General features: G+C 35.3%; 28 protein-coding genes and 2 pseudogenes. 21 read left to right on the forward strand and 9 right to left on the reverse strand.

Going from position 1 to position 21346, the window contains the following annotated elements; genetic code table 11:
* Position 1: 1 nt before the first annotated feature.
* The 11 genes and pseudogenes from ACSVDA_RS15525 to ACSVDA_RS15575 all read left to right on the forward strand — a co-directional run.
* Positions 2 to 343, forward strand: a complete 342-nt coding sequence (locus ACSVDA_RS15525) for a DUF2577 domain-containing protein (protein WP_485884334.1) — start codon at positions 2 to 4, stop codon at positions 341 to 343.
* Entirely contained in the window at positions 343 to 756 is a 414-nt protein-coding gene (locus ACSVDA_RS15530; protein ID WP_485884335.1) for a DUF2634 domain-containing protein, read from the forward strand. Before ACSVDA_RS15525 ends, ACSVDA_RS15530 begins: the two co-directional genes overlap by 1 nt.
* Complete coding sequence (locus ACSVDA_RS15535; protein WP_485884336.1) at positions 749 to 1819, forward strand: baseplate J/gp47 family protein; 1071 nt, start codon at positions 749 to 751, stop codon at positions 1817 to 1819. Before ACSVDA_RS15530 ends, ACSVDA_RS15535 begins: the two co-directional genes overlap by 8 nt.
* 8 nt (positions 1820 to 1827) lie before the next feature.
* On the forward strand, positions 1828 to 2460 hold the full coding sequence (locus ACSVDA_RS15540) for a putative phage tail protein (protein WP_485884337.1): 633 nt from the start codon (positions 1828 to 1830) through the stop codon (positions 2458 to 2460).
* Entirely contained in the window at positions 2460 to 2753 is a 294-nt protein-coding gene (locus ACSVDA_RS15545; RefSeq protein WP_485884338.1) for a hypothetical protein, read from the forward strand. Before ACSVDA_RS15540 ends, ACSVDA_RS15545 begins: the two co-directional genes overlap by 1 nt.
* Positions 2750 to 3316: a hypothetical protein gene (locus ACSVDA_RS15550; RefSeq protein WP_485884339.1), complete on the forward strand. Its 567-nt coding sequence runs from the start codon at positions 2750 to 2752 to the stop codon at positions 3314 to 3316. Before ACSVDA_RS15545 ends, ACSVDA_RS15550 begins: the two co-directional genes overlap by 4 nt.
* On the forward strand, positions 3317 to 5749 hold the full coding sequence (locus tag ACSVDA_RS15555; RefSeq protein WP_485884340.1) for a hypothetical protein: 2433 nt from the start codon (positions 3317 to 3319) through the stop codon (positions 5747 to 5749). It begins immediately after the preceding gene.
* A complete protein-coding gene (locus ACSVDA_RS15560) occupies positions 5749 to 5970 on the forward strand; it encodes a hypothetical protein (protein WP_485884341.1) in 222 nt (73 codons plus the stop codon). Before ACSVDA_RS15555 ends, ACSVDA_RS15560 begins: the two co-directional genes overlap by 1 nt.
* Position 5971: 1 nt before the next feature.
* Complete coding sequence (locus ACSVDA_RS15565; RefSeq protein WP_485884342.1) at positions 5972 to 6115, forward strand: XkdX family protein; 144 nt, start codon at positions 5972 to 5974, stop codon at positions 6113 to 6115.
* Positions 6116 to 6225: 110 nt separating this feature from the next.
* Positions 6226 to 6633: a phage holin family protein gene (locus ACSVDA_RS15570; protein ID WP_485884343.1), complete on the forward strand. Its 408-nt coding sequence runs from the start codon at positions 6226 to 6228 to the stop codon at positions 6631 to 6633.
* Positions 6630 to 7109 (forward strand): annotated as a pseudogene (locus ACSVDA_RS15575) (peptidoglycan recognition protein family protein); the annotation flags it as partial. The gene ACSVDA_RS15570 and the pseudogene ACSVDA_RS15575, both read left to right, overlap by 4 nt.
* A gap of 284 nt (positions 7110 to 7393) precedes the next feature.
* Here ACSVDA_RS15575 and ACSVDA_RS15580 read toward each other — a convergent pair.
* Positions 7394 to 7723, reverse strand: coding sequence for a YolD-like family protein (locus ACSVDA_RS15580; protein ID WP_485884344.1), 330 nt, complete (start codon positions 7721 to 7723; stop codon positions 7394 to 7396).
* A 633-nt stretch (positions 7724 to 8356) separates the two neighbouring features.
* Between ACSVDA_RS15580 and ACSVDA_RS15585 the strand changes: the two genes are divergently transcribed.
* Entirely contained in the window at positions 8357 to 8560 is a 204-nt protein-coding gene (locus tag ACSVDA_RS15585) for a helix-turn-helix domain-containing protein (protein WP_485884345.1), read from the forward strand.
* Positions 8561 to 8664: 104 nt separating this feature from the next.
* Entirely contained in the window at positions 8665 to 9153 is a 489-nt protein-coding gene (locus tag ACSVDA_RS15590; RefSeq protein WP_485884346.1) for an NUDIX hydrolase, read from the forward strand.
* A gap of 165 nt (positions 9154 to 9318) precedes the next feature.
* On the opposite strand, the gene ACSVDA_RS15595 is transcribed toward ACSVDA_RS15590, so the two are convergent.
* Both ACSVDA_RS15595 and ACSVDA_RS15600 read right to left on the reverse strand, forming a co-directional pair.
* Positions 9319 to 9765, reverse strand: coding sequence for a hypothetical protein (locus ACSVDA_RS15595; protein ID WP_485884347.1), 447 nt, complete (start codon positions 9763 to 9765; stop codon positions 9319 to 9321).
* 276 nt (positions 9766 to 10041) lie between these two features.
* Positions 10042 to 11118, reverse strand: a complete 1077-nt coding sequence (locus ACSVDA_RS15600) for a glycosyltransferase (RefSeq protein ID WP_485884348.1) — start codon at positions 11116 to 11118, stop codon at positions 10042 to 10044.
* A gap of 345 nt (positions 11119 to 11463) precedes the next feature.
* Here ACSVDA_RS15600 and ACSVDA_RS15605 point away from each other — a divergent pair, with 345 nt between their 5' ends.
* Entirely contained in the window at positions 11464 to 12012 is a 549-nt protein-coding gene (locus ACSVDA_RS15605) for a hypothetical protein (protein ID WP_485884349.1), read from the forward strand.
* Between the two features lie 306 nt (positions 12013 to 12318).
* On the opposite strand, the gene ACSVDA_RS15610 is transcribed toward ACSVDA_RS15605, so the two are convergent.
* Positions 12319 to 12537, reverse strand: a complete 219-nt coding sequence (locus ACSVDA_RS15610; RefSeq protein WP_485884350.1) for a helix-turn-helix domain-containing protein — start codon at positions 12535 to 12537, stop codon at positions 12319 to 12321.
* 239 nt (positions 12538 to 12776) lie between these two features.
* On the opposite strand from ACSVDA_RS15610, the gene ACSVDA_RS15615 reads away from it, so the two are divergent.
* The 3 genes and pseudogenes from ACSVDA_RS15615 (at position 12777) to ACSVDA_RS15625 (ending at position 14016) form a co-directional block, all read left to right on the forward strand.
* Positions 12777 to 13196 carry a hypothetical protein gene (locus tag ACSVDA_RS15615; protein ID WP_485884351.1) on the forward strand — a complete coding sequence of 140 codons (420 nt, stop codon included), beginning with the start codon at positions 12777 to 12779 and terminating at the stop codon, positions 13194 to 13196.
* Positions 13197 to 13437: 241 nt separating this feature from the next.
* Positions 13438 to 13596: pseudogene (locus ACSVDA_RS15620) on the forward strand (sporulation protein YhbH); the annotation flags it as partial.
* 138 nt (positions 13597 to 13734) lie between these two features.
* Positions 13735 to 14016, forward strand: coding sequence for a tyrosine-type recombinase/integrase (locus ACSVDA_RS15625; RefSeq protein ID WP_485884352.1), 282 nt, complete (start codon positions 13735 to 13737; stop codon positions 14014 to 14016).
* 75 nt (positions 14017 to 14091) lie between these two features.
* Here the strand turns inward: ACSVDA_RS15625 and ACSVDA_RS15630 are convergent, their stop codons facing one another.
* Complete coding sequence (locus tag ACSVDA_RS15630) at positions 14092 to 14721, reverse strand: beta-propeller fold lactonase family protein (RefSeq protein ID WP_485884353.1); 630 nt, start codon at positions 14719 to 14721, stop codon at positions 14092 to 14094.
* A 693-nt stretch (positions 14722 to 15414) separates the two neighbouring features.
* On the opposite strand from ACSVDA_RS15630, the gene ACSVDA_RS15635 reads away from it, so the two are divergent.
* Together ACSVDA_RS15635 and ACSVDA_RS15640 are read left to right on the forward strand one after the other, a co-directional pair.
* Positions 15415 to 17229, forward strand: coding sequence for a reverse transcriptase/maturase family protein (locus ACSVDA_RS15635; protein WP_485884354.1), 1815 nt, complete (start codon positions 15415 to 15417; stop codon positions 17227 to 17229).
* Positions 17230 to 17283: 54 nt separating this feature from the next.
* A complete protein-coding gene (locus tag ACSVDA_RS15640; RefSeq protein ID WP_485884355.1) occupies positions 17284 to 17415 on the forward strand; it encodes a hypothetical protein in 132 nt (43 codons plus the stop codon).
* On the opposite strand, the gene ACSVDA_RS15645 is transcribed toward ACSVDA_RS15640, so the two are convergent.
* A complete protein-coding gene (locus ACSVDA_RS15645; protein WP_485884356.1) occupies positions 17407 to 17778 on the reverse strand; it encodes a C1q-like domain-containing protein in 372 nt (123 codons plus the stop codon). The genes ACSVDA_RS15640 and ACSVDA_RS15645 overlap by 9 nt on opposite strands.
* A gap of 270 nt (positions 17779 to 18048) precedes the next feature.
* Entirely contained in the window at positions 18049 to 18216 is a 168-nt protein-coding gene (locus ACSVDA_RS15650) for a hypothetical protein (protein WP_485884357.1), read from the reverse strand.
* A gap of 430 nt (positions 18217 to 18646) precedes the next feature.
* Here ACSVDA_RS15650 and ACSVDA_RS15655 point away from each other — a divergent pair, with 430 nt between their 5' ends.
* The gene (locus ACSVDA_RS15655; protein WP_485884358.1) at positions 18647 to 18808 is read left to right on the forward strand and encodes a hypothetical protein; all 162 of its coding nucleotides are present in this window, start codon (positions 18647 to 18649) and stop codon (positions 18806 to 18808) included.
* 188 nt (positions 18809 to 18996) lie between these two features.
* On the opposite strand, the gene ACSVDA_RS15660 is transcribed toward ACSVDA_RS15655, so the two are convergent.
* Entirely contained in the window at positions 18997 to 19593 is a 597-nt protein-coding gene (locus ACSVDA_RS15660; protein WP_485884359.1) for a hypothetical protein, read from the reverse strand.
* A gap of 362 nt (positions 19594 to 19955) precedes the next feature.
* On the opposite strand from ACSVDA_RS15660, the gene ACSVDA_RS15665 reads away from it, so the two are divergent.
* A complete protein-coding gene (locus tag ACSVDA_RS15665; RefSeq protein ID WP_485884360.1) occupies positions 19956 to 20087 on the forward strand; it encodes a hypothetical protein in 132 nt (43 codons plus the stop codon).
* Positions 20088 to 20208: 121 nt separating this feature from the next.
* Here the strand turns inward: ACSVDA_RS15665 and ACSVDA_RS15670 are convergent, their stop codons facing one another.
* Positions 20209 to 21228 (reverse strand): cytochrome D1 domain-containing protein, encoded by a 1020-nt coding sequence (locus tag ACSVDA_RS15670; RefSeq protein ID WP_485884361.1) that lies wholly within the window; start codon positions 21226 to 21228, stop codon positions 20209 to 20211.
* Positions 21229 to 21346 lie beyond the last annotated feature (118 nt).

Genomic DNA, 21346 nt, shown 5'->3' on the forward strand with positions numbered 1-21346 from the left:
GGTGTTAGATCATATTAAAGCAGCAGCAATTGATGCGATGAATGCAACCAACCCTGTAAATGTCTTGTTTGGGGTAGTAGTAAATACATCCCCACTAGAAATTGAAATTCATCAAAAATTGAAGCTCACAACAGAATTTCTTGTCCTTACGGAGCGTGTGACACGTTATGAAGTGGATTTAGAGCATGATCATACTTGTGACACTGGAGTCACGACAAAGGCATTAACGGGCAAATTAACAACAACGCCTATTCGTACAGGGTTAAAGATTAATGACAAAGTAGTGTTGCTTAGGGTTCAAGGTGGGCATAAATTTGTTGTGCTAGATAAGGTGGTGGAGTGATGGTTCTTCCAAGCGGTGGTTTTACACTAAACGAAAATACTAGAGTGATTGATACCTCATCTTTACCAACAAAAACATACAAGCTTAATTTCGAAAGTGGTCGTTGTTCGGGGATGGTTGAGGGAAAGGAAGCGATGGAACAAGCAATATATAAAGTACTTGGTACAAAACGCTTTGCTCACTTAATCTATTCAGATGACTACGGATTTGAAAACATGATTGGTCATGAAAGGTTATTTGTATCTGGTGAACTTCCAAGAAGAATAAAAGAAGCATTATTACAAGATGAACGGATTACTTCTCTACTTAATTTTAAGCTTGAATTTGTAAAGGATGAAGCGTTTGTTAGTTTCATAGCAATCACCATATATGGTGATGTCGAGGTGTTAAGGGAGGGGATTCCTAATGTATGAACATAAAACGTTCAAAGTTATTCTTCAAGAAATGTTGGACGAAGTTCCAGATGATGTAGATAAACTTGAAGGTTCAGTTATTTATGATGCTCTTGCGCCAGCAGCCATGAAACTAGCGGAAACATATGCTGAGTTGGATACCCTTTTGAGGCTAACATTTGCAGATACTGCAGATGGAAATTATTTAGAAAGGCGTGTAGGTGAACATGGTGTTTATCGGAATCGTGCAACGAACTCGATACGAAAAGGAATATTTACAAACAAAGACTCACAACCATTAGATATCTCTTTGAATAGTAGGTTTGTATTAAATGACATTGTGTATAAAGCGACCGAGAAAGTTATTGATGGTGAATATCAATTAATTGCTGAAACACCCGGCGTTGTAGGTAATCAAGATTATGGTGATTTGTTACCGATTGAGCCAATTCAAAATTTAGGAAATGCAACACTATCAGAAGTATTAATTCCTGGTGAGGATGATGAGTCAGATCCATCTTTGTACGCTAAGTATGTTGATAGTTTAGATGTAAAGCCCTTTGGTGGAAATCGAGCTGACTATCAAGAGCAGATTTTGAAAGTTCAGGGTATAGGCGGTGTGAGGTTATACCGTACACCTTTTGGAGGTGGAACAGTCAAAGCAGTTATTATTGATTCCACGTTTAATGCTCCATCAAATGAATTGATTAACCTAGTTCAAGAGACAGTTGATCCTATAGAGGAAACAGGTGAAGGATATGGAACAGCCCCTATTGGACACACAGTAACAATTGAAGGAGTCGAGGCTGTTGCAGTTGATATTAGCACCTCACTGACTTTAAATAACGTTACACTAGGACAAGTTGAGCCCATGGTGCAAGAAGTCATTGACCTTTACCTAGCTGAAATACGTAAAGAGTGGAATAAAGAGGACTCATTAGTGATAAGGGTTAGCCATTTAGAATCTCGTATACTTGGGATTGAAGGTGTAGTGGACATAACGAGTACTACGTTAAATGGTCTTGCTGAAAACTTAACTTTAGAAAGTGAGATACCCGTAAAAGGTGGTGTAGTAATCTCTTGAACATATTAATGGAGTATCTACCATCTTACTATAAAGATATAAGAGAGTTTAACGAACTAACTGAAGCAGAGTCGGTTCAATTTGTGAAACTAGAAGAAACGATTGAAGATATTATAAATGATCAATTCATCTTAACGTCAAGTGAAAAAGGCATTGAAAGACGAGAAGCCATGTTTAAAATCATTCCAGATAAATCTGTAGAAACACTTGATTTTAGGAAAAAGAGGTTACTAAATCGCATGAGAAGTAACCCTCCTTATGTCTTGCAATATCTCCAGGATCTATTAGTAGAGTTACTAGGAGAAGATCAACACAAAATAGAACTGGATGTAATCAATTATCACCTTGAAACCCTTGTCAAAGCTGATAGAGCTTCTTTTTATCACGAAGTATCTATATTGTTGGAAAAAATTGTACCACTAAACCTCGATATTTCTACAACCGTTGTATTGATTAGTGAGTATATGGCTTTATTAGGAGAGTCTTATACATTTCCTATTAATTACCGTGTTACGAATCGTTTCACAACAGCAAGTGTTCCAGGGGCAAAAATTGATATTTCATTAAAATTAATTGACAATGCTTATTCTTTTGAGGTTAATTACCCGGTATGCGGTAGGTTTAGAGCTGGAGGTGCGTAATGGAGATTCAACAATTAATGTTAAGCGAAATATTGAAATATATCGATGGTGTTGTAAGAAAAGCAAAGGTCACTATTGATGGTGTTGTCATAGAAAAAGAAATTCATAGAACGATAACAGTGGGAAATACACTTAGAAAGTATGTTTATCTTGATATAGAAACAGGATTGATTAGTAGAGCTGCCCTAGTTGATATTCAAGGCAGAGAATTGTATGTAAAAGAATTAGATTATCAAAAAGGAGCAAACGGTTTTTCAATTGTATTTCCTATTACACAGGAGGTGATGGCATGAGTGAGGGAAATCCTTATGTGAAAACGATATGGGCGGATGAAATAGTTGATCCCATGACAGGTGATGTTATAGATGAAGGCACTAGATTTATGGCGCTGTTTGCCAACAACATTGAAAATGGAATTTTCAACGCTTATGAATGGCTTATTCAACAAGCTTCTGACATTCAAAAATTAGAGGTGCAAATGGAAATTGACGGGAGGGTACCAGGTAACAGTGGTGCTTTTTTTGTTACTTTTGAAGGTGATGGGAACCGTATCACCATGCTTACAGAAAGATCTGTTTTGGTTGAGGAAGTGTCTGCAGGAGCTACATCTTTAAGTTTGGATGGCATTGAAGGATTTGAAGATTTTACGGTTGTTACAATTTATGATGATGAAAATAGCGAGGATGTCATGATCACGGCGATTGATGATATCACAAATACTATTACTATACAAGATGCGATATTGAATGATTATAAAAAGGGTGCGGTGCTTGCTCGAAGTAACTCAGATTCAAACGGAAAATTGACTTTTGGTGAATGGGGTACATTTGCAATCTCAGTAAATGAGGTGATATAGGTGGTTCTATATAATTATGAAAGATATAACTTAGAAAGAGACTATGATGAAGTATTAGTACGAACGAGAGAAAGATCATTAGATTATCAAGATAGAATGTGTGGTTATCCTAATTATGCAGTATTCAATTATCAATTTATTAAATCAGGTTCAGAATTTTGTATCAGCCTTTCAAATAACGATGAACCAGGAACTGTTTTATATTATATAAGTGACTCAACAACATTATATAAACGAACTGTTTTAGAGGATAATATATCAAATGAAGTATGGTATAGAGATGAAACATATGATTTAGAAAATTATTCCGAATGGAAAGGGAGTTTAAAAGACACAATTACAGCAGAGAATGGCACATACCCTGACGATGGTGTAGATGGTGCGTATTGGTATGTTAAAAAAGACATAGCGAACACAGCACCATCAACACCAGAGGCATTTGTAGGCCCAACAAGTAACGAAGAATTAGAAATAGGCGATTTTAGGAGTTTTACAGTTTGGGCTGCTAGTGATAGTGAGGGCAATCTATCAAAATATAAATGGGAAGTATCTATAAATGGCGCACCATATGAAGAAATAGGGCAGACATCTTCACCTAGTTTTGCTTACACAATCCCAACAGCAACATCCCTAAGAATGAGGGTAAAAGCAGTTGATAGCGAAGGTTTAGAATCTTCGTACAGAGAGAGCGAAATATATACAGTTACAAAGCCTAAGTATTATTGGAGTAAATATAATGTAGACTTGTATGAAACTCCTGTTCAAGATGGAGAAACGCACATTCTTTTTCCAATTGGTTCGACTCTGGCATATACGGATGTAGAAAATAATTTTCTATGGGACAGCCTAAATCAAGCGTATAAAATAAAAAATGGTGAATATAAACAAAAACCTTATAACAGCGGTGAACCAGGTGATTTGATATTCTCGAGCAGATCAGGTTCTGACCAAAACGGAATAGACTACTATCGGAGGATATATGAAGTAATAGAGTGGATTAATGGGGGTTATAGAGCAAAAAGACACACCTCCGAAGGAATAGAGATTAAAGGGTCTTTAATTCAAAGTGGGATCATTGCAGAAGATGAGGCATACCCATCCAACGGAAAACACACTGATAATTATTGGTATGTTAAAGGTAGCCGAGTAAACGAAAGCGCAGCCCCTCCTGCACCTTTTACAAGCCCTCCTGCGAATTCAACGTTTAGGGGTGGTATTAATGAAGTTGTACCATTGGCATGGGGTGCTTCTTCTGAGGATAACGGCAATCAAACGTATTACTTAGAGTATGCAATAAATGAAGGCATAGAAAACGGAGACTTTATAACGACTTCACATAACGTAATTGATACATCCGATGATTTTCCGTTAGGTACGAGTAAGACTATGGAAAGTATTCAATTCAGAATTAGAACTAGTAACTCAGGTTCCTATTCAGATTGGATATACTCGGATGTTTATACTATTATAAACAACTTAGTACCAACAATAATGCTAAACACAACCGATAATCGCACACTTTACGAAAATGACACTCTAACAATTGAAGGTCAAGCAACTGACGAAGATGTAGGGCAAGTTGTTATTGTTCGTTATCAAATTGATGGACAAACTGAAAGGGCTATTGAAACGCAAATATCAAACGGAATGCCTTTCCCTTTTTCAAAATCTCTCACACTAAAAAATGGGGTTTTGTATGATGGAGAAACGGTTGTAACAGATCAACTTGAGGAAGGTATTGCTCACACGCTTAAAGTAACAGTTGAAGATGATCAAGGCGGTATAACGGAAGATAATCGAACATTTTACGTAGTGTTGAATCGTCCTCCAACTATATCAATTGATTCATTTCAAGAATTGGCGGATCTAATAGATAATGACACAATCACTATCACTGGAACAGCAGGAGATCCTGAAGGGGGAAATCTTGAAGTAAAATACAATCTCAACGGCAGTTCATATGTCCAGATCCACAACGGACCAGCAGGAACATTTTCATTTGATTTGAAGCTTGAAGCATTGACAGAAGCTGAAAACATAGTTCAAATACAGGCTATTGATGGTTATGACTTTGTTACAACAAAATCACTTATTATAAATAAATCAAATATTGAAACGCCTTTATTGACTTCTTTTGCACGGTGTCAAATCGATGCACCAAAAGGGACAGCGAAAGGCGTTTTGTTATGGATTCAACGTGATCCTGACTTGAGAATTAATGCTGAAATAAGTATGACAATGACAGGAGAGCCGGAGGATTTTCAACTTATGTTGCTTGAGGATTCAGTACCGTTAACGGATGAAATAACTGAAGATACACTTAAATTTCAAGCAGACGCAGAGAAAGAAAATATCATCTTAAAACTTACACTCGAACGTGATTCAGTCGATGTAAGCCCATCAATTAGTTTGATTTCGGGGGTGCTTGATTAATGGCATTAATGAGCAGAGAGAGACTGCCGGACGGAACATTCGGACCTTTAAAAAAGGTGTTTGAAAATGATTTTACTGTTGAGGAACAGGTAGCTGGATTGGGAGAGCAATTAGCCTTAGCCAAAATTGAAAATATACAAAAAGACACAGTAATAAACAGTCTTGGTCAAGAGCTTGCATTGTTAAAAATCGAAGTGATGCAACTGAAAGGAGGTGAGTAAGTTGGCATTTTGGAAACTAGCATTCAATCAGAAATGGGTTTCAATTGATCAATTACGGTTAGTGGTTAGAACTGAATCAAATCAGTTTGGTGAAATCACAGAGGAAGAGTTTAAAACAATAACAAATGAAGATTTTGCTGGATAAGGTGGGCTTAGGCTCATCCTATTTTTATTAGACACAATACCCATTATGTTTACTAACGAAAAATTCAAGCCCTGTCACAAGGGCTTTTTATTATGGAAAGGAGAAAAATTATGGAAAGATTAGATTTGTTTCTTAAAACAGGTGCAACAGCAATAGGGGGAGCTTTAGGATTCTTAGTAGGGGGTTGGTCAAAATTGTTTATTGTCCTATTAGTATTTGTAATTGTTGACTATATTAGTGGGATGATTGCTGCACGAATTGAAGATAATTTGAAAAGTAAAACGGGCTTCATTGGAATAGCAAGAAAAGTAATGATCTTTGTAATTGTTGCTGTTGCATACCAGGTAGATTTAGCAATTGGCAACGGATCTATTATCCGTGATGCTACCATCTTCTTTTATTTAGCAAATGAACTACTATCAATTATTGAAAACGCTGGAAGAATCGGTGTACCTGTACCAAATGTGCTTAGAAAAGGCGTAGAAGTATTAAAAGAAAAAGACGGTGAGCAAAAATGATACCTGTCCGTCAAATGCTTGTTACACCAAATAAGCACAAAATAAAATGTCCTTATATCATGGATGCTGACTACATTACAATTCATAATACTGCAAATGATGCTCCTGCAGAAAATGAAATAAAGTACATGATTGGTAACAGTAATGAAGTGTCATACCATTATGCGATTGATGATAAAGAAGTTATTCAAGGCATCCCTGTTAATCTCAATGCCTGGCATTGTGGAGACGGTAGATATGGGAAAGGTAATCGTTCATCAATTGGAATTGAAATTTGCTATTCCCAAAGTGGCGGAGAACGTTATAGAAAAGCAGAAGCATTGACAGTAAAGTTTGTTGCTCAACTACTTAAGGAGAGAAACTGGGGCATCGAAAAAGTTAAAAAGCACCGTGATTGGTCAGGAAAATTTTGTCCTCATCGTATTTTAGGTGAAGGGCGTTGGGGTGCTTTTATAAAAGCTATTGAAACAGAATTATATAAACCGAAGCAGGAGGAAGAAGAAATGAAGCTGGCACAATGGCAATATGACGAGTTAGCTGAGACTTATGAAATAGCAAGAGAACAAGGCATTCTAACTAGCGATAAGTGGGAAAAGAAAGCCAAAAAAGGTGACATAACCGTTAATGATATAGCGTTTTTGAATGCTATAATGGTTGGCCGTCCTTTGAAAAACGCATACACAAAATAACAATTGCATAATATAAAATACACCACGAATGACTTCCACGAAAAAACAGCCCTACATGCTTTGCAGGGCTGTTATATTATTTGTACGTTTATAATGTCCTCAAATTTAATTCTATGCACTTCCTCAAATTTATCCATTACCCTAATATGCTTATTGAGTTGATCCAAAAAATGAATATATCCCATACACGGCTTGAAAGAACCATTTTCAAAATATGTCACAGTCACTTCTTGTGTAAATTCCATAGCCTCCAGGATTGTGCTATTGATTTCTTCTATTTCATGCTCATCTAAGACAGGTTTTTCTACCTTATAATAATCAGCCTGAGCTTCTTTCATCATCTTCATTTGTTCGGGCTGTATAAATGCAGGCATCCATTTCATAATTCCTCTATCTTTCAAACGTATCACCTCAGTACTTATTATATACGAAAGTATGTTCGTTTAGTAAAAGAAAAAATAAAATTTTCTAGTGTCCTGTCCACACAATTGATGGAGAAACTTCATAATTTGTTACTGGATGGGAATTTCCAACTTCATTACCTTTACTCTTCGGAGTGAAGGGTTTTTTATTTTGCAGTTATTTATAATATAGTACATACAGGAAAAGATAATTTTGTCTGAGAGCGTCTGAGAAACACTAGTAAAAGAGGGAATTTTAATATAAATAAAAAATATTACCAAATACTAAAAAAACTACCATTTTATACTTGTTATACGTGATGCGATATGGTATAATAAGAGTATAAAGAAAGGGGAGGTGATAACATGACAAAGCTTCTAATAGTTACCGCAGTAATCAACTTAGTAATAGCCGTTACGAACCTAATCACTGCGGTAATAAACATCAAACGAACTAAATAGTTCACCTAGTGAGTGAGAGGATAGCCCTCCTCTTACTCACTTCCAATATAACACAAATTGGAAGGAGGATAAAGAGCATGAATGTTCTTCTTATAGCAATCACGGCTGTAGCTGGTATCATAGCTGTAGCTGCATTAGTAGTAAGCCTAGCCAAAAAAGGAGATAAATAAAATGCAGGAATTTAAGTCCAAACTGTCAAAAATATTAAAAGAAAGAAACATGACACAAAGGGAATTAGCGGATCTATCGGGTGTTACTCAGGCTACAATCTCCAGGTTTGATAGAAATTCCAGGTTTGAAGCTAAACACCTTTTCGCAATATCAAGAGCATTAGACGTTACTATTGAAGAACTATTTGAAGCCGTAGAAGAATAGGCGTTGATGCCAGGCGTATCAACGCTCTTTTTTAAAACAAAAGTGATACAAAGTAATTCTGTTAGATAGTCCGATGTGCAAAGAATATGCGAGGAGGAAACATGGTGGAGCTATGGGATGTGTATGATAAGAATAGAAATAAAAAAAATAGGATTCATGAACGTGGAGTTCCGTTAGCAGAAGGTGATTTTCATATTGTTGTTCATGTTTGGATTATGAATAGAAAAGGTGAGATACTTCTAACAAAAAGACATCACGATAAAAAATTCCATCCTAATCTATGGGAATGTTCAGCAGGATCTATTTTAGTAGGTGAAAATAGTCTAGATGGTGCGGTGCGAGAAGTAAATGAAGAAATAGGGATTAAATTGTCTAGATCTAACGGGAAAATGATTAAAAGTGAACGATGTGATGTAAATAATGATATTTATGATATATGGTTATTTAAGCAAAGCTTTGATATTACAGAAACCGTACTTCAGGAAAGTGAAGTGAGTGATATTAAATGGGTGACTAGACACGAACTTGAAGAAATATATAGTTCTAATAGTTTAGTACCAACTCTTAGTTACTATAAAAAAATCTTTCAATAAATCTTACGTAAACTTTGAAGTTAGTAACCACAATAGAAATTGTGTTGAACAACTATTTTTCTCATTGAATGCACGAACAAATTAAGAAAACATAATATGTAATGCACCTGCATGACGACATGAAAACAGCCCCACTCTATGAATAGAGTAGGGCATTTCTTATGTTTACTTACCTTTTTGAAAAGTAGTTACATTGATGCACCTGCAAGTAAAATTAAGTGTTCCTTGTGGGGGAAGACCTGAGATAAATAAACGATACTTATGGCATCCTACTCCTGGTTCATCACAGACAGTATTGTTAGGGGTAAGTGTATATTGCCCATTCCGATTTTCGTTTAAAGTGTACGTACACAATATATTTGTGGTATTCCCTGTAATACGTGCAACTTCATAATTTACAAACAAGGGGCTTGTCGCATCAGCTTGTATGACAAGCATTGAATCAATTTTTGCAACCCAATCCTTTTCAGTAACCAATAGATTATCTGTTGTCAACGTTATTAAGGGTATTGGATCTACTCCAACATTAACGCTTGTGAAAGTGATAGGTGTATTTTCACATTTACAAAATAATTCATTGTTTCCTTTTCCCTTACACCTACAATCAGACATTCAATTACACTCCTTTCAAGTTTTAAGATGTAAACATGTTCCTTTTATTCAGTGAATGTCTGACTACTTAAATATGCAACTGTCAATTGTCTAAATGATCAAAGAAACTCAATGATTAGTGAGTCGATTAGTTCCAGTTTCTTCAAAAATGAAAAGCTGGAACTATTTTTGTTTTACATAACAAGGTTACTTTGCGGTATATCGTAGCTTAGCTCCCTTAACTTTAAAAGTAATATTCCTTCTCATTTCATGATAATGATCGTTTCAGGTACCTCTTTAGACATTCAAGTTTTTAAAGAACTGATTGTATGATTTTACTAAAGAACTGTCAGGAACATATTTTGCTGCTAAATCGTTGTGCAATTTCGCTTCTGTATAGTCTTCTAAATAAATATAGCAGCTACATAATTCAAGGTGAGGAATCCATGTGTAACAATGTTCTTGAAAAATTGTATTGTGATCTTGCAGATCTGGTTTTTCAAGATTGGTGGCTATTTTATACCAACTTATTGCCTGCGTAATTTCCTTATTTACTTGAAAGCAATATGCTAACCTACAACAAATTTCAGCTCTAGGAGAATCCATCTTAAAAGATGCGAAACAATAGTCAATTGCTTTATCATATTCTTTAAGATTAATATAGATGTCAGCAAGTTTCCAAATAGCATAATTACGAAATTCTTTTTCTTGGTTTTTCAAGGTCAAAAAGGTGTCATACAATTCAATAGCTTTCTCATAATTTTTATGATCAAAGCAGTCATTTGCATACAGAAATATGTCCCTCGGAGATAACGTCTTTTGTGTAGCAAGTGCTTTCTCGTAAATTTTTATATTACGTTTTGAATTTGTTCGAACTCTTTTATGTTTTATGACAATATTTGTTTTGATGATTTTACCTGAAATTTCAAGTTGCTCATGAACGTATCCATGCCATTTAAAATTACATTCCTTCTTCACAATACGATTTCGATGTAGAGTTAAAATAGGTCTTCCCTCTGAGTCAAAGCTGTATTGATAAGCCATCGTGATTGCATCAGGGTTAAGCTTAAGGAGGTTCTCCTTTACCTCATCAATCTTCCGTTGACTTTCAATTGGTACAATATCATCAGCATCAAGCCACATAATATAATCTTTCGTTGCTTTGGAGAAAGAGTAATTTCGAGCTTTTGAAAAATCATCTATCCATTCAAAGTCATAAACCTTATCAGTATACTTCATTGCAATTTCCTTGGTTCGATCTGATGATCCAGTATCCACAATAATAATTTCATCCATTAATTTGGCTATAGAAGATAGACAATTATCTAATACTTCTTCTTCATTTTTTACAATCATACAAAGACTAATTTCCACGCATTTCCCTCCAATTAGACCATATATTAACGCGTCGTAACTTAAATAATTTTTCTAATTATTTTATGGTCTATTAAAAAAAAAGTTACAAAACCAAGGTTAGTTCGAGTATAAAGGGGGTGGGAGATTTCCAAATAAAAAAACACATGGAGTTTAGTGTATTTGATTGAAATATATACCATTCTCAAAATTAGTTTACATAATAATGGCTATCTTAACTTGTTGTAAAATATTCAATTAACATAGACACCTCTACATTTTTGTCACGATAAATACATTAGTCTAACCTTCTATAGAAATGAATCATAAATATAAAGTATAAATATATAGGAGGTGAAAATTACAATGAAAGATAGAGATTGTAAATGTAGAATCGTTCCACCACCACCTCAAGGGCCACAGGGACCTCCAGGAAAACCTGGACCACAAGGACCACAGGGGCCAATGGGTTTACAGGGACCAACAGGACCAACAGGACCAACAGGACCGGAAGTTAGGGAGATCAATTTAGCAGCTCAAACAGTAGATCTAGCTGCTGATAACAATTTTGTAGGGTTGGGTACCTCAGGTAGTTTCATAGCAAATAATGTGGTCATGATCAAGAGTTCAACCATTACAGATATGACTTTTAGTACCCGTGATAATCCGATAGCTGAAGATGATACAGTAAGTTGTACGATTGTTGGAAGTGAAAATTGTGGTGCACCCATAAATGATAAAAGTATCTCTGCAACGGTAACTGGTCTGAGTCCTGAATCAGGTTGTACAGACACTGTACAGGGAAGTGCTAGTTTTTGCCCAGGTGAACTATTATCAGTAAGGATTGATGCTTCCAACCCAGATCAAACACTAGATAGTGGTGTTGCAGTCACTATTCTTTTTACAACCTCTTAAAGGACAAAATACTGAATAAGTAGGGGTAACTATCTACTCCTACTATATTTCAAGTACATTTAGATCTATTGTATATATCTGTAGGTGGTATTCAGCTTTAGATTACATAATATTATCTTTTATTATTCTTGGAATTTATCATTTATGCGAGATTTTATACATTATATATATCAAAGTCCTTTTTATAAAAATCAAAATTATATCCTGAATTCTTTGCATAAAAAGTTGTTATACGTAGTGTGCTAGTAAACAAAAGTTGAGTTGTGTTTCTACCAAAATTTAGGGACTGTATAAGAGCAGTCCCTTTTACATGTCGAAAAAATCATCCACTTTAGCGTTCGGATCTATTTTTCTTAACGCTTTAATAACCTTCCTCATTGTACTTTGTCTCGGTGAATAATCTTTATTGGACGTCAAACTTGATATTGTGCTCTTATTAAGTTTTGTTTCCTTTTGTAGCCAAGCTCCAGTAATTCCCCTTTTGTGCATCCATTTACCTAATTTAGTTAATGGTTTAAATAACATCTTATATCGCCTCCCTAAAAAACATCTTTTCCAAATTTACGAAAAAACAAACCTAAACTTACGAAGAAACTAGGAATAGTGGACAAGCAGTGCCTCGTACATTGTATAAAGAAGCTTACAAGACGTCTGAAATAAGGAGGTAATGTAAATGACATTAAAAATGGCTTTAAATCAAGCAGAGTGGAAAGACGTCCGTTTGAAAAGGGAGGGACGTCTAAGCATTAAAGGGGGGACGTCTGATGTATAGACCTACAGTCAGATATGACGATACGTTTCGGAACTATGTAGATGCTCTTTTTCAAGCTACAGACCTTGACCGCAATCAAATTATTAGGCTTGCATTATTCACTTCAGCTTTTTCGAACACATTTAATAACACAATTAAGCAGCATATGAAAGCAGACGTCCCTCTCCCCTCCCCCATGTGGGAACAGGATTTTATCCAGTTATGGCTGGAACGAGAGCTAAAAAACGAGAAGAGGGAGAAGGACGTCAATGTTAACACGACAAGAGAGAGAGGCATTGAGAAAAATCTTGGATCAAGAGCCGAAGCGAAAACGAAGATCGAGCGAACGAACTCGAGACGAGTTAGGCAGATTCCTGTCGGAACAGGAAGAGTCAGAAATACAAACGGAGGAATTAAAATCACGCTCGTTTAAGCTAAGGAAGGTTAAAGGTACAAACACTTATGAAGTTGTTGACTCGTTTTTTACTAAAGAAGAAAAGGATGCCCTAAAAGCTATTGGCATTTTGGTATTAGTTGCTTGGATTTTTTAGTAATAGGTACTGACTACATGACCACAGAATTATAAGTAATTGAACGCAAAAAATATAGTGATTTATTTATTCTTTATGTATATATTAGGTATTACAATCATGTTTGATATTTGGGTATAGGTTGGAGAGTTGTATCAGTATAACCGTCACTCCACATTAATGTCAGCTTATAAAAATATAAAAGATGAAAAGTTCAGATACTATATTTTAAAACAAAAAGCTGATGTATTCCATGCGATGAAAAGTTTTTTTAGGAAAGAAGAGGAAAAATTGTATGCATAACTGTAGGAAGTCAGCTGAGAGGCTGACTTTTTATATGGGGTTTAATACAGAAGTAACATGTTTAATGCACGTACTTCATTGATGGGTAAACGAAGAAAAAGGTGACCTGTAACAGGAATAAACGAATACACCATCAACTTGAATGACAATGATTATTTATTTAAGTCGTTCCGTGGTTCAAATCATATTAAACGGTTTCAAGCATGGAAAATTTTAAACGAAGCAGCACAGGAGGTTGGTGTGTCAGAATGCGGTTGTCATTCAACGCGAAAGACGTTCGGATACTTCTTTTACAAGAAATATAAGGGTGTCGCCTTACTGCAAAAAATATTTAACCACAGTCATCCTTCAGTTACCTTGCGATATATCGGTATTAGTCAAGACCTTGTGGATGATGCTGTGGATAATTTTAGCTTATAAGACTTATTTTGTATTGGGGTTACTTATATGGATGGAAGTGTGGATTCTCGTAAAAGACTTGTTTTATTTAATGCGTTAATTGGTTCCTGGTACAACATAAGCAATTTTGCCATCCGGGGTAAAAGCAGCCTCTAATGTGAAACTCCCAACAGTTACAGAAACAATTAAAGAATGAGTCTTGACATCAATAACAGATACAGTCCCATCCTGCTGATTAGTAACATAAGCAATCTTACCATCTGGAGTAAAAGCAATAGAATCAGGGCCACCTTCAACTGTCACATTTGCAATTTGGGAATGAGTTTTCACATCAATGACGGAAACGATAGAATCACCAAGATTAGCTACATAAGCAATCTTCCCATCTGGAGTAAAAGCGATAAAATTTGGACCAGTTCCAACAGATACAGTAGCAATTACAGAGTGTGTTTTTGTATCAAGTACAGAAACAAAAAAATAACCAACATTAGCCACATAAGCAATTTTGCTATTAGGAGTTAAGGTAATAGCAGTTGGAGAGTTTCCAACAGATGCAGTAGCAATAACAGAATGAGTTTTGACATCAATGACAGAAACAGTACTTACATCAAAATTGGCCACATAAGCGAACTTACCATCAGAAGAAAAGACAGGAGTCGAGTTTAATCCAACAGGTAAAGTAGCAATTGTACTATGAGTTTTGACATCAATTACCGCAGTAGTCATAAAAAACCTCCAAAAAGTATTTATTTCTACTATGGTATGAGGAGACTACTTAAATGATATCGAAAATTGTAACATAGACTGTCATTCATGAAGGAGATGATATTTTAGCAAACTCAAGAGTAACTATGTTGTGCGCCCATAAGGGTGGATAAAGATTCATTAAATAGCATTAATGTAGGTCAAATCCAAAACTAAAACCTATCGCCACCCAACTTATCCGAAAGGGAAACCAGACGGGGAGTGTAGCATGTTGGGAAAGCCATAAGTTAACGAGTTACCACGTTACGACTGAATGGCAAGGCGAAAAGCTGTAATAAGGATGAAAGCTAAACTGCTTGAATGACAACTCAAGGGCGAAAATTACTGCGTATAGCGTAAGGTAGCTAACTGCTATAAGGGGAATGAGCTTGTGATGAGGCTTAGCACAAGAACGATTTGGATATTTCCCTACCATCCACTATCAGTGAGAAAAGAGCGAAAATCACATCCGATAATACAGTATGCCATCTTTTTTCCATCTAAATGGGGATTACCTAAGTCGGGATGCCCGTACGGGCTATAACAATTTGCGTTTGAATACTCGATACGGTAACGGAGTCCTCGTAGTAGTCCGAGCTAGGGAAAGCTTAGTACATGGCGAAGGGGGACAGCCTATCTATTTTAACTCCAACTTGGGAAGGTGCGTGAGGCACTATGAGAAATCCAACAGTAGTGTTAAATATTCTAACAAAAAAATCAAGAGAGCAAACATACACATTTAAACGCTTATACAGAAATTTATACAATCGAGAGTTTTACCTCAAAGCGTACCAAAAAATCTACGCTAACGAGGGAAACATGACTTCAGGTACGGATGGGAAAACCGTAGATGGAATGAGTCTAGAAAGAATTGATAAGATAATTGATTCAATCAAAACTCAATCCTTTAAGCCGAATCCAGCTAAAAGAACTTACATTCCTAAGAGTAATGGTGGGAAAAGACCGTTAGGTATTCCTTCTAGTGACGATAAACTTGTACAAGAAGTGCTTAGAGACATTCTTGAAGCCATATACGAACCAAGGTTTTCCGATAAATCTCATGGATTTAGACCAAAAAAGAGTTGTCATTCAGCATTATTACAAACAAAGGCAATTTTTAATGGAACGAAGTGGTTTGTTGAAGGGGATATAAAGGGATTCTTTGACAACATTCATCACCACACTCTTATCAGTATTCTAAGAAAAACGATAAAGGACGAGAAAGTAATAAATTTAATATGGAAATTTCTCAAGGCAGGTTATCTTGAGGACTGGAAATTCCATAAATCGTTCAGTGGTACGCCTCAAGGAGGAATAATCAGCCCTATACTGTCTAACATCTATCTTAATGAGTTGGATGAATTTATGAACAGGTATAAAGAAGAATTTGACAAGGGTGTTAAAAGAACAAAGAATCCACAGTATTTCAGAATCTACAAGAGAATTTACACCATAAGGAAAGTATTGGATAAATCTAATCTCACAGACAAAAAGAGAAAAGATTATCTGACCACAACAAAAGCATTGTACAAAGAACTTGGTAAGCATGATAGAACAAATCCAATGGACGCTAACTACCGTAGAATTAATTATGTGAGATACGCAGATGACTTCATCATCAGCATTAATGGTAACAAGAAAGATGCAGAAAAGGTGAAAGCAGACCTCACGGTCTTTCTTAAAGAGAATCTAAGTCTAGAGTTATCGCAAGAAAAGACACTAATTACGCATAACACAAAAAAAGCTAGATTCCTTGGTTACGACATCAAAATCTCACAAGATAAATCATTCCAAAGAAACAAGGAATGGAAAAGCAATCATCCAAAGAGAAGTGTAAAAGGGAAATGTTTTCTATTAATGCCTACTGAAAAGTGGATAAAGAAACTTTTAGAAATGAAAGCACTAAAAATCGACGAAAATGGAAAATGGCAATCTACTCATAGAACCTATCTTGCCCATCTAGATGACTTGGAAATACTAAGTGTCTATAACAGCGAAGTAACTGGTTTATATAATTACTACAAATTAGCAGACAATGTAAGTAACCTACACAGGTTTTTACACATTATGAAATTCAGTATGTTTAAAACCTTTGGAAATAAATACAAAACCAGTGTTCCAAAAGTTATTGATAAATACTACGAAAACGGTGTTTTCGTAATAGAGTATGAAACTAAAAAAGGCACTAGATGTAGGGAGTTCTATAATAAAGGTTTTTATAAATCTGTAACCCCACTTAATACAAAAGTGGACGAATTACCAAACACATTAATCTACTCTTCGAGAAATAGCCTTATAAAGCGTTTGTTAGCTAATAAATGTGAATGGTGTGGAAAGGAAAATGTTCCTATCGAAATTCATCATGTCAAAAAGGTTAAAGACCTAAAAGGAAAAAAAAGATGGGAACAGATCATGATTGCAAGGAAAAGAAAAACATTAGCAATGTGCGTTCCATGCCATAAGAAACTCCATGCAGGAAAGTTAGATTGATAGGTGGAGAGCCGTATACATTGAGAGGTGTACGTACGGTTCGGAGGGGAGCGTTTGGAAACCTATCGTAGAAATACGTCAAGGCGCTGGGCGCTTACCCTACTCATAAAAATCTGTATAGAGGATATAACATATCAACTATTATATCCAATTGAAATTCTGCAAAATATTATGGGTTTATCGTAATATGGAGCTACCGAAATAAGTAAAAGCTGATTCTATAGCTTTAAATCCTGTATTAGCTGGTGTAATAAAAACAGCTACCAATTCATCAGCATCTAATGGAGTCATCGCGGTAAAGCCTACTGGTTCATCTTGGAAAGATAACAACACTCCAGTTGAACCAATCAATCTCTTATTGGACCGGATTTCTATTTCTATGTTCCCTGGGTTTACAAATTCTAATAAAATTTCAGTAGTAAAAATATAGAACCCAGTTTCTGGAGCTTTAAATTGATTAGCACTAGTATCATATCCGTTTCCATTATTAATAATTGCATTATTAAAAGATATCCTGTTAACTTCATTAAAATCGAGTGGTTGGTCCATGTTCGTTTTTTCTGCACGAAAATTAATTAACTCTTTATTTGGGTAGGGTGGGAATATACATTCTTTCTTGACAATTTATCACATTACTAGACATCTTTTCACCTCTTTCCTCTTATTAAACATGATATTCAGATAAAGAGGGGAGAAGCAATACTCTTTACCTACTTAAAAAAAATGGCGAAAATACTAGTAGTTTATGAAACTAAATAAGCAATTAGTTTAATAAATACAAAACACCTCCACAATGTAGTGGGAGGTGCAGATGAATAGTTATTTCTTTTCACTAACTTTATCTAATATTCGACCAATCATTTTATTTGTGATGGAATCATCGATACCTGCTTTTACTGCGGCTCTTATCACAAAATATAAAATAGATATTCCAATTATGGAAAAAACAATATACAAAATAAACATGAATAAAATGCGTTCGTCCATATAAGATCACCTCTGTTTAGAAAACGATAAACAAATAAGTCTAGCAATTAATTATAACATAATGAAACTTGAAGAAATTAAGGAAACTAATTAGCAAATGTGGCGATTAGCAAAAAAATACTCTCCCTGTATGTTCGTCAAAGGAGGCAACAGGAAGAGAGAATGATAGTTATGGGTTTACTTTAATGTTATGTAAAATTATTCAACCTTGCTTGTATTAATGTTCTAGGTCAAATAAATCAAATTTATAAAATTTATAGAAGTATAACTCCCACTAACTGAAGCGGAAGGAATAATTGTTAGGGAGAGTTATAGAGCATTATATGCAATGGTTTTTAAGACGCTTGTACTATAATGTGCTAGGTCGGGTTAATCATTTTATTACACTCAATGATAGCAATGTTTCGCAAAATTAAGGGAAGGGTTAGAAATGATAAATGAACAGAAAAGGAAAATATTATCGATACTTAGAGAAAACGATTTTCATATGATTGTAGCTCAAGATGAAGGAAATAAGCCAGCAGAAAATGCTTGTGCTAACTTCTTTTCTGGTTTTATCAATTTTAGGAGAAGAAGCAGAAGAATTAATTAATACATTTGTTAATTCGATTATAATTTCCATATTGACGGAAATAAGACTAAAGAAGAGTTGGAAAAACATTATAATGCAATGGAACAGTATTATAATTGGGAACAATCTTAATAAACACAAGGTAAGTTGTGTTGTGTTCTACTAAAAAAGACCCCCTTCCTACGAAGGGAAAATTATTAGGAATAATATTATGGAGTGCAATTACTTGTAGTTATTGTGATTTCCCATCCACCTGTGATACTGCCCGAATCTGCAATACCGGTATCATCTACAAAGAGATTCCAAGTACCATTAGGGTTAATAAAATTAAAAACACTTAACATTGATCCACCTGGTTGATTCGCAGGTGCAGGAGGTGGTAAAACTGCTCCCTCGCCATTGTAGTTGGCTGGTTGAAATGTGCCTGATGAGAGTGCTGCAACAAATGATGGTAAAATAATTGGTCCCATGTCATCAAGAGTTAGGATTATGTTGTTGACAGTACTAGCATCACTGACATCTGCCATAATTGTTGCATTACTTCCATTTGGTGCAGCTACTAAGATATTAAGGTCGCGTGGGAAGGTATGACTTAAATTTATGAGTTTTACTGTTACTTTTATAATCTTATCTTGAAATCCAAAAACATTAATGGGGGATGGGTAAGGTGTTGCTGTTCCAATGTCAGGGATTTGAATAGGAGTCGTGTTTCTAAAAGTTCTTGTAGTTCTTGTAGTAAATACACAATCTGATTTTGACTTTGGAGAACACCCGCAAAGTTTTGTTTTATAGATTTTATTTGACATAATAATCTCTCCTTCGAAATGTAGTGATAATATTAAATGTTAAAAGATGGAGATGTGTTTGGACTAAAGCAATATGATAATAGCGTTTAAAACAAAACACCATCCAAAATAATTATGAATGGTGTTCGAAGAGAAATTATGTCAGTAATACCTTATGTCTAAAGAATAAGTTTTGTTTAGATAGAAGGAGGTTCCTAATTTGAACAATCCACAATTCAAATATTATTTCCACAATAAAGACAGTCACTAGTTTCGAGTTTAACATTGAAGAGATAGAAGGGGCCAAAGGAGGATTTATTAATCAAGCAAAAAAACAATTAGACGATGAATGTTTTTTTGAAGGTAGGAGCCCATGCACAGGAATGAAGGATAAGAACGGGAAAGTACTTTATGAAAATGATATTGTTAATGCGAGGGTGTCAGACACTACTAATAAAAGGATATTAGTGGTTGTCTATGACAATGAGAGAGGTACAGTTATCTTAGAGAAATGAAGACTCCCAGAAACTGACGATTAATAACGTCAGTTTCTTTGTATATACATGAATACAATATTCAAATCTAGTTTACATAATAGCAAAACCATCAGACATTTACTTCACTATTCTGTATTAACTAATTCGGTATGATCACAACAGCCTCCGGATTAACCCCAACAGACACAGTAGCAATAACGGAATGAGTTTTCACATCAATGACAGAAACAGTCCCAGGTTCAAATGGTTCAAATTCATTTGCAACATAAGCTAATTTTCCATCAGGTGTAAAAGCAAGATCTTCTGGCTCGTTCCCAACAAATACAGTCGCAATAACAGCATGCGTTTTCACATCAATGACGGAAACAGACCCGGGGGTAGTATCGTTAATAACATAAGCAATTTTTCCATCTGGTGTAAAAAAAACATCCTCTGAATCATCTCCAACAGACACAGTGGCAATAACGGAATGAGTTTTCACATCAATGACGGAAATAGCTCCAGGAATATCATCATTTGCAACATAAGCGATTTTTCCATTAGGAGTAAAAGTTACCCGTGGATTCTCCCCAACAGACACAGTGGCAATAACGGAATGAGTTTTCACATCAATGACAGAAACAGTCCCAGGAATAACATCAATTGCAACATAAGCGATTTTTCCATTAGGAGTAAAAGTTACTCGTGGATTTAAAGAAGGAGGCACAGGCACAGTAGCAATCACACTATGTGTTTTTGTATCCAAAACAGAAATTGTAGAATTAGAATTCGCAAAATAGATAATTTTACCATCGGGTGTGATAGATAGCACCGAACCAAAATTATCTGGAACTGTCGCAATAAAAGAATGCGTTTTTGTATCTACGACAAAGATAAATCCGATACTCGGAACATAAGCTAATTTTCCATCAGGCGTAAAAACTGTTTTAAAAGTTATTTCGGTAGTGCCAATTGTCGCTACCAAAGAATGAATTTTGGTGTCTATAACATATATATTTCCAGTGTTATCACTCGTAACATAAGCTAATTTTCCATCAGGCGTGATGGATATATCAGTTGGTTCAGTCAGACCGGGTACAGTAGCAATTACCTCATGTGTCTTCGTATCAATCACAGATATATTATTGGAATTAACATTTGCTACATAAGCCAATCCCATAAAAATCACCCACTCCATCATTTATTATTAATTTAGTATATGAAGAATAGTCGAGATATGCGATTCTTGATTTCAAATTAGTGTCATATCCAAAAAATAAATAATCTTGTATATATTA

It is taken from the genome of Cytobacillus sp. Hm23, from assembly GCF_051842895.1.
Classification (GTDB): domain Bacteria; phylum Bacillota; class Bacilli; order Bacillales; family SM2101; genus Nanhaiella.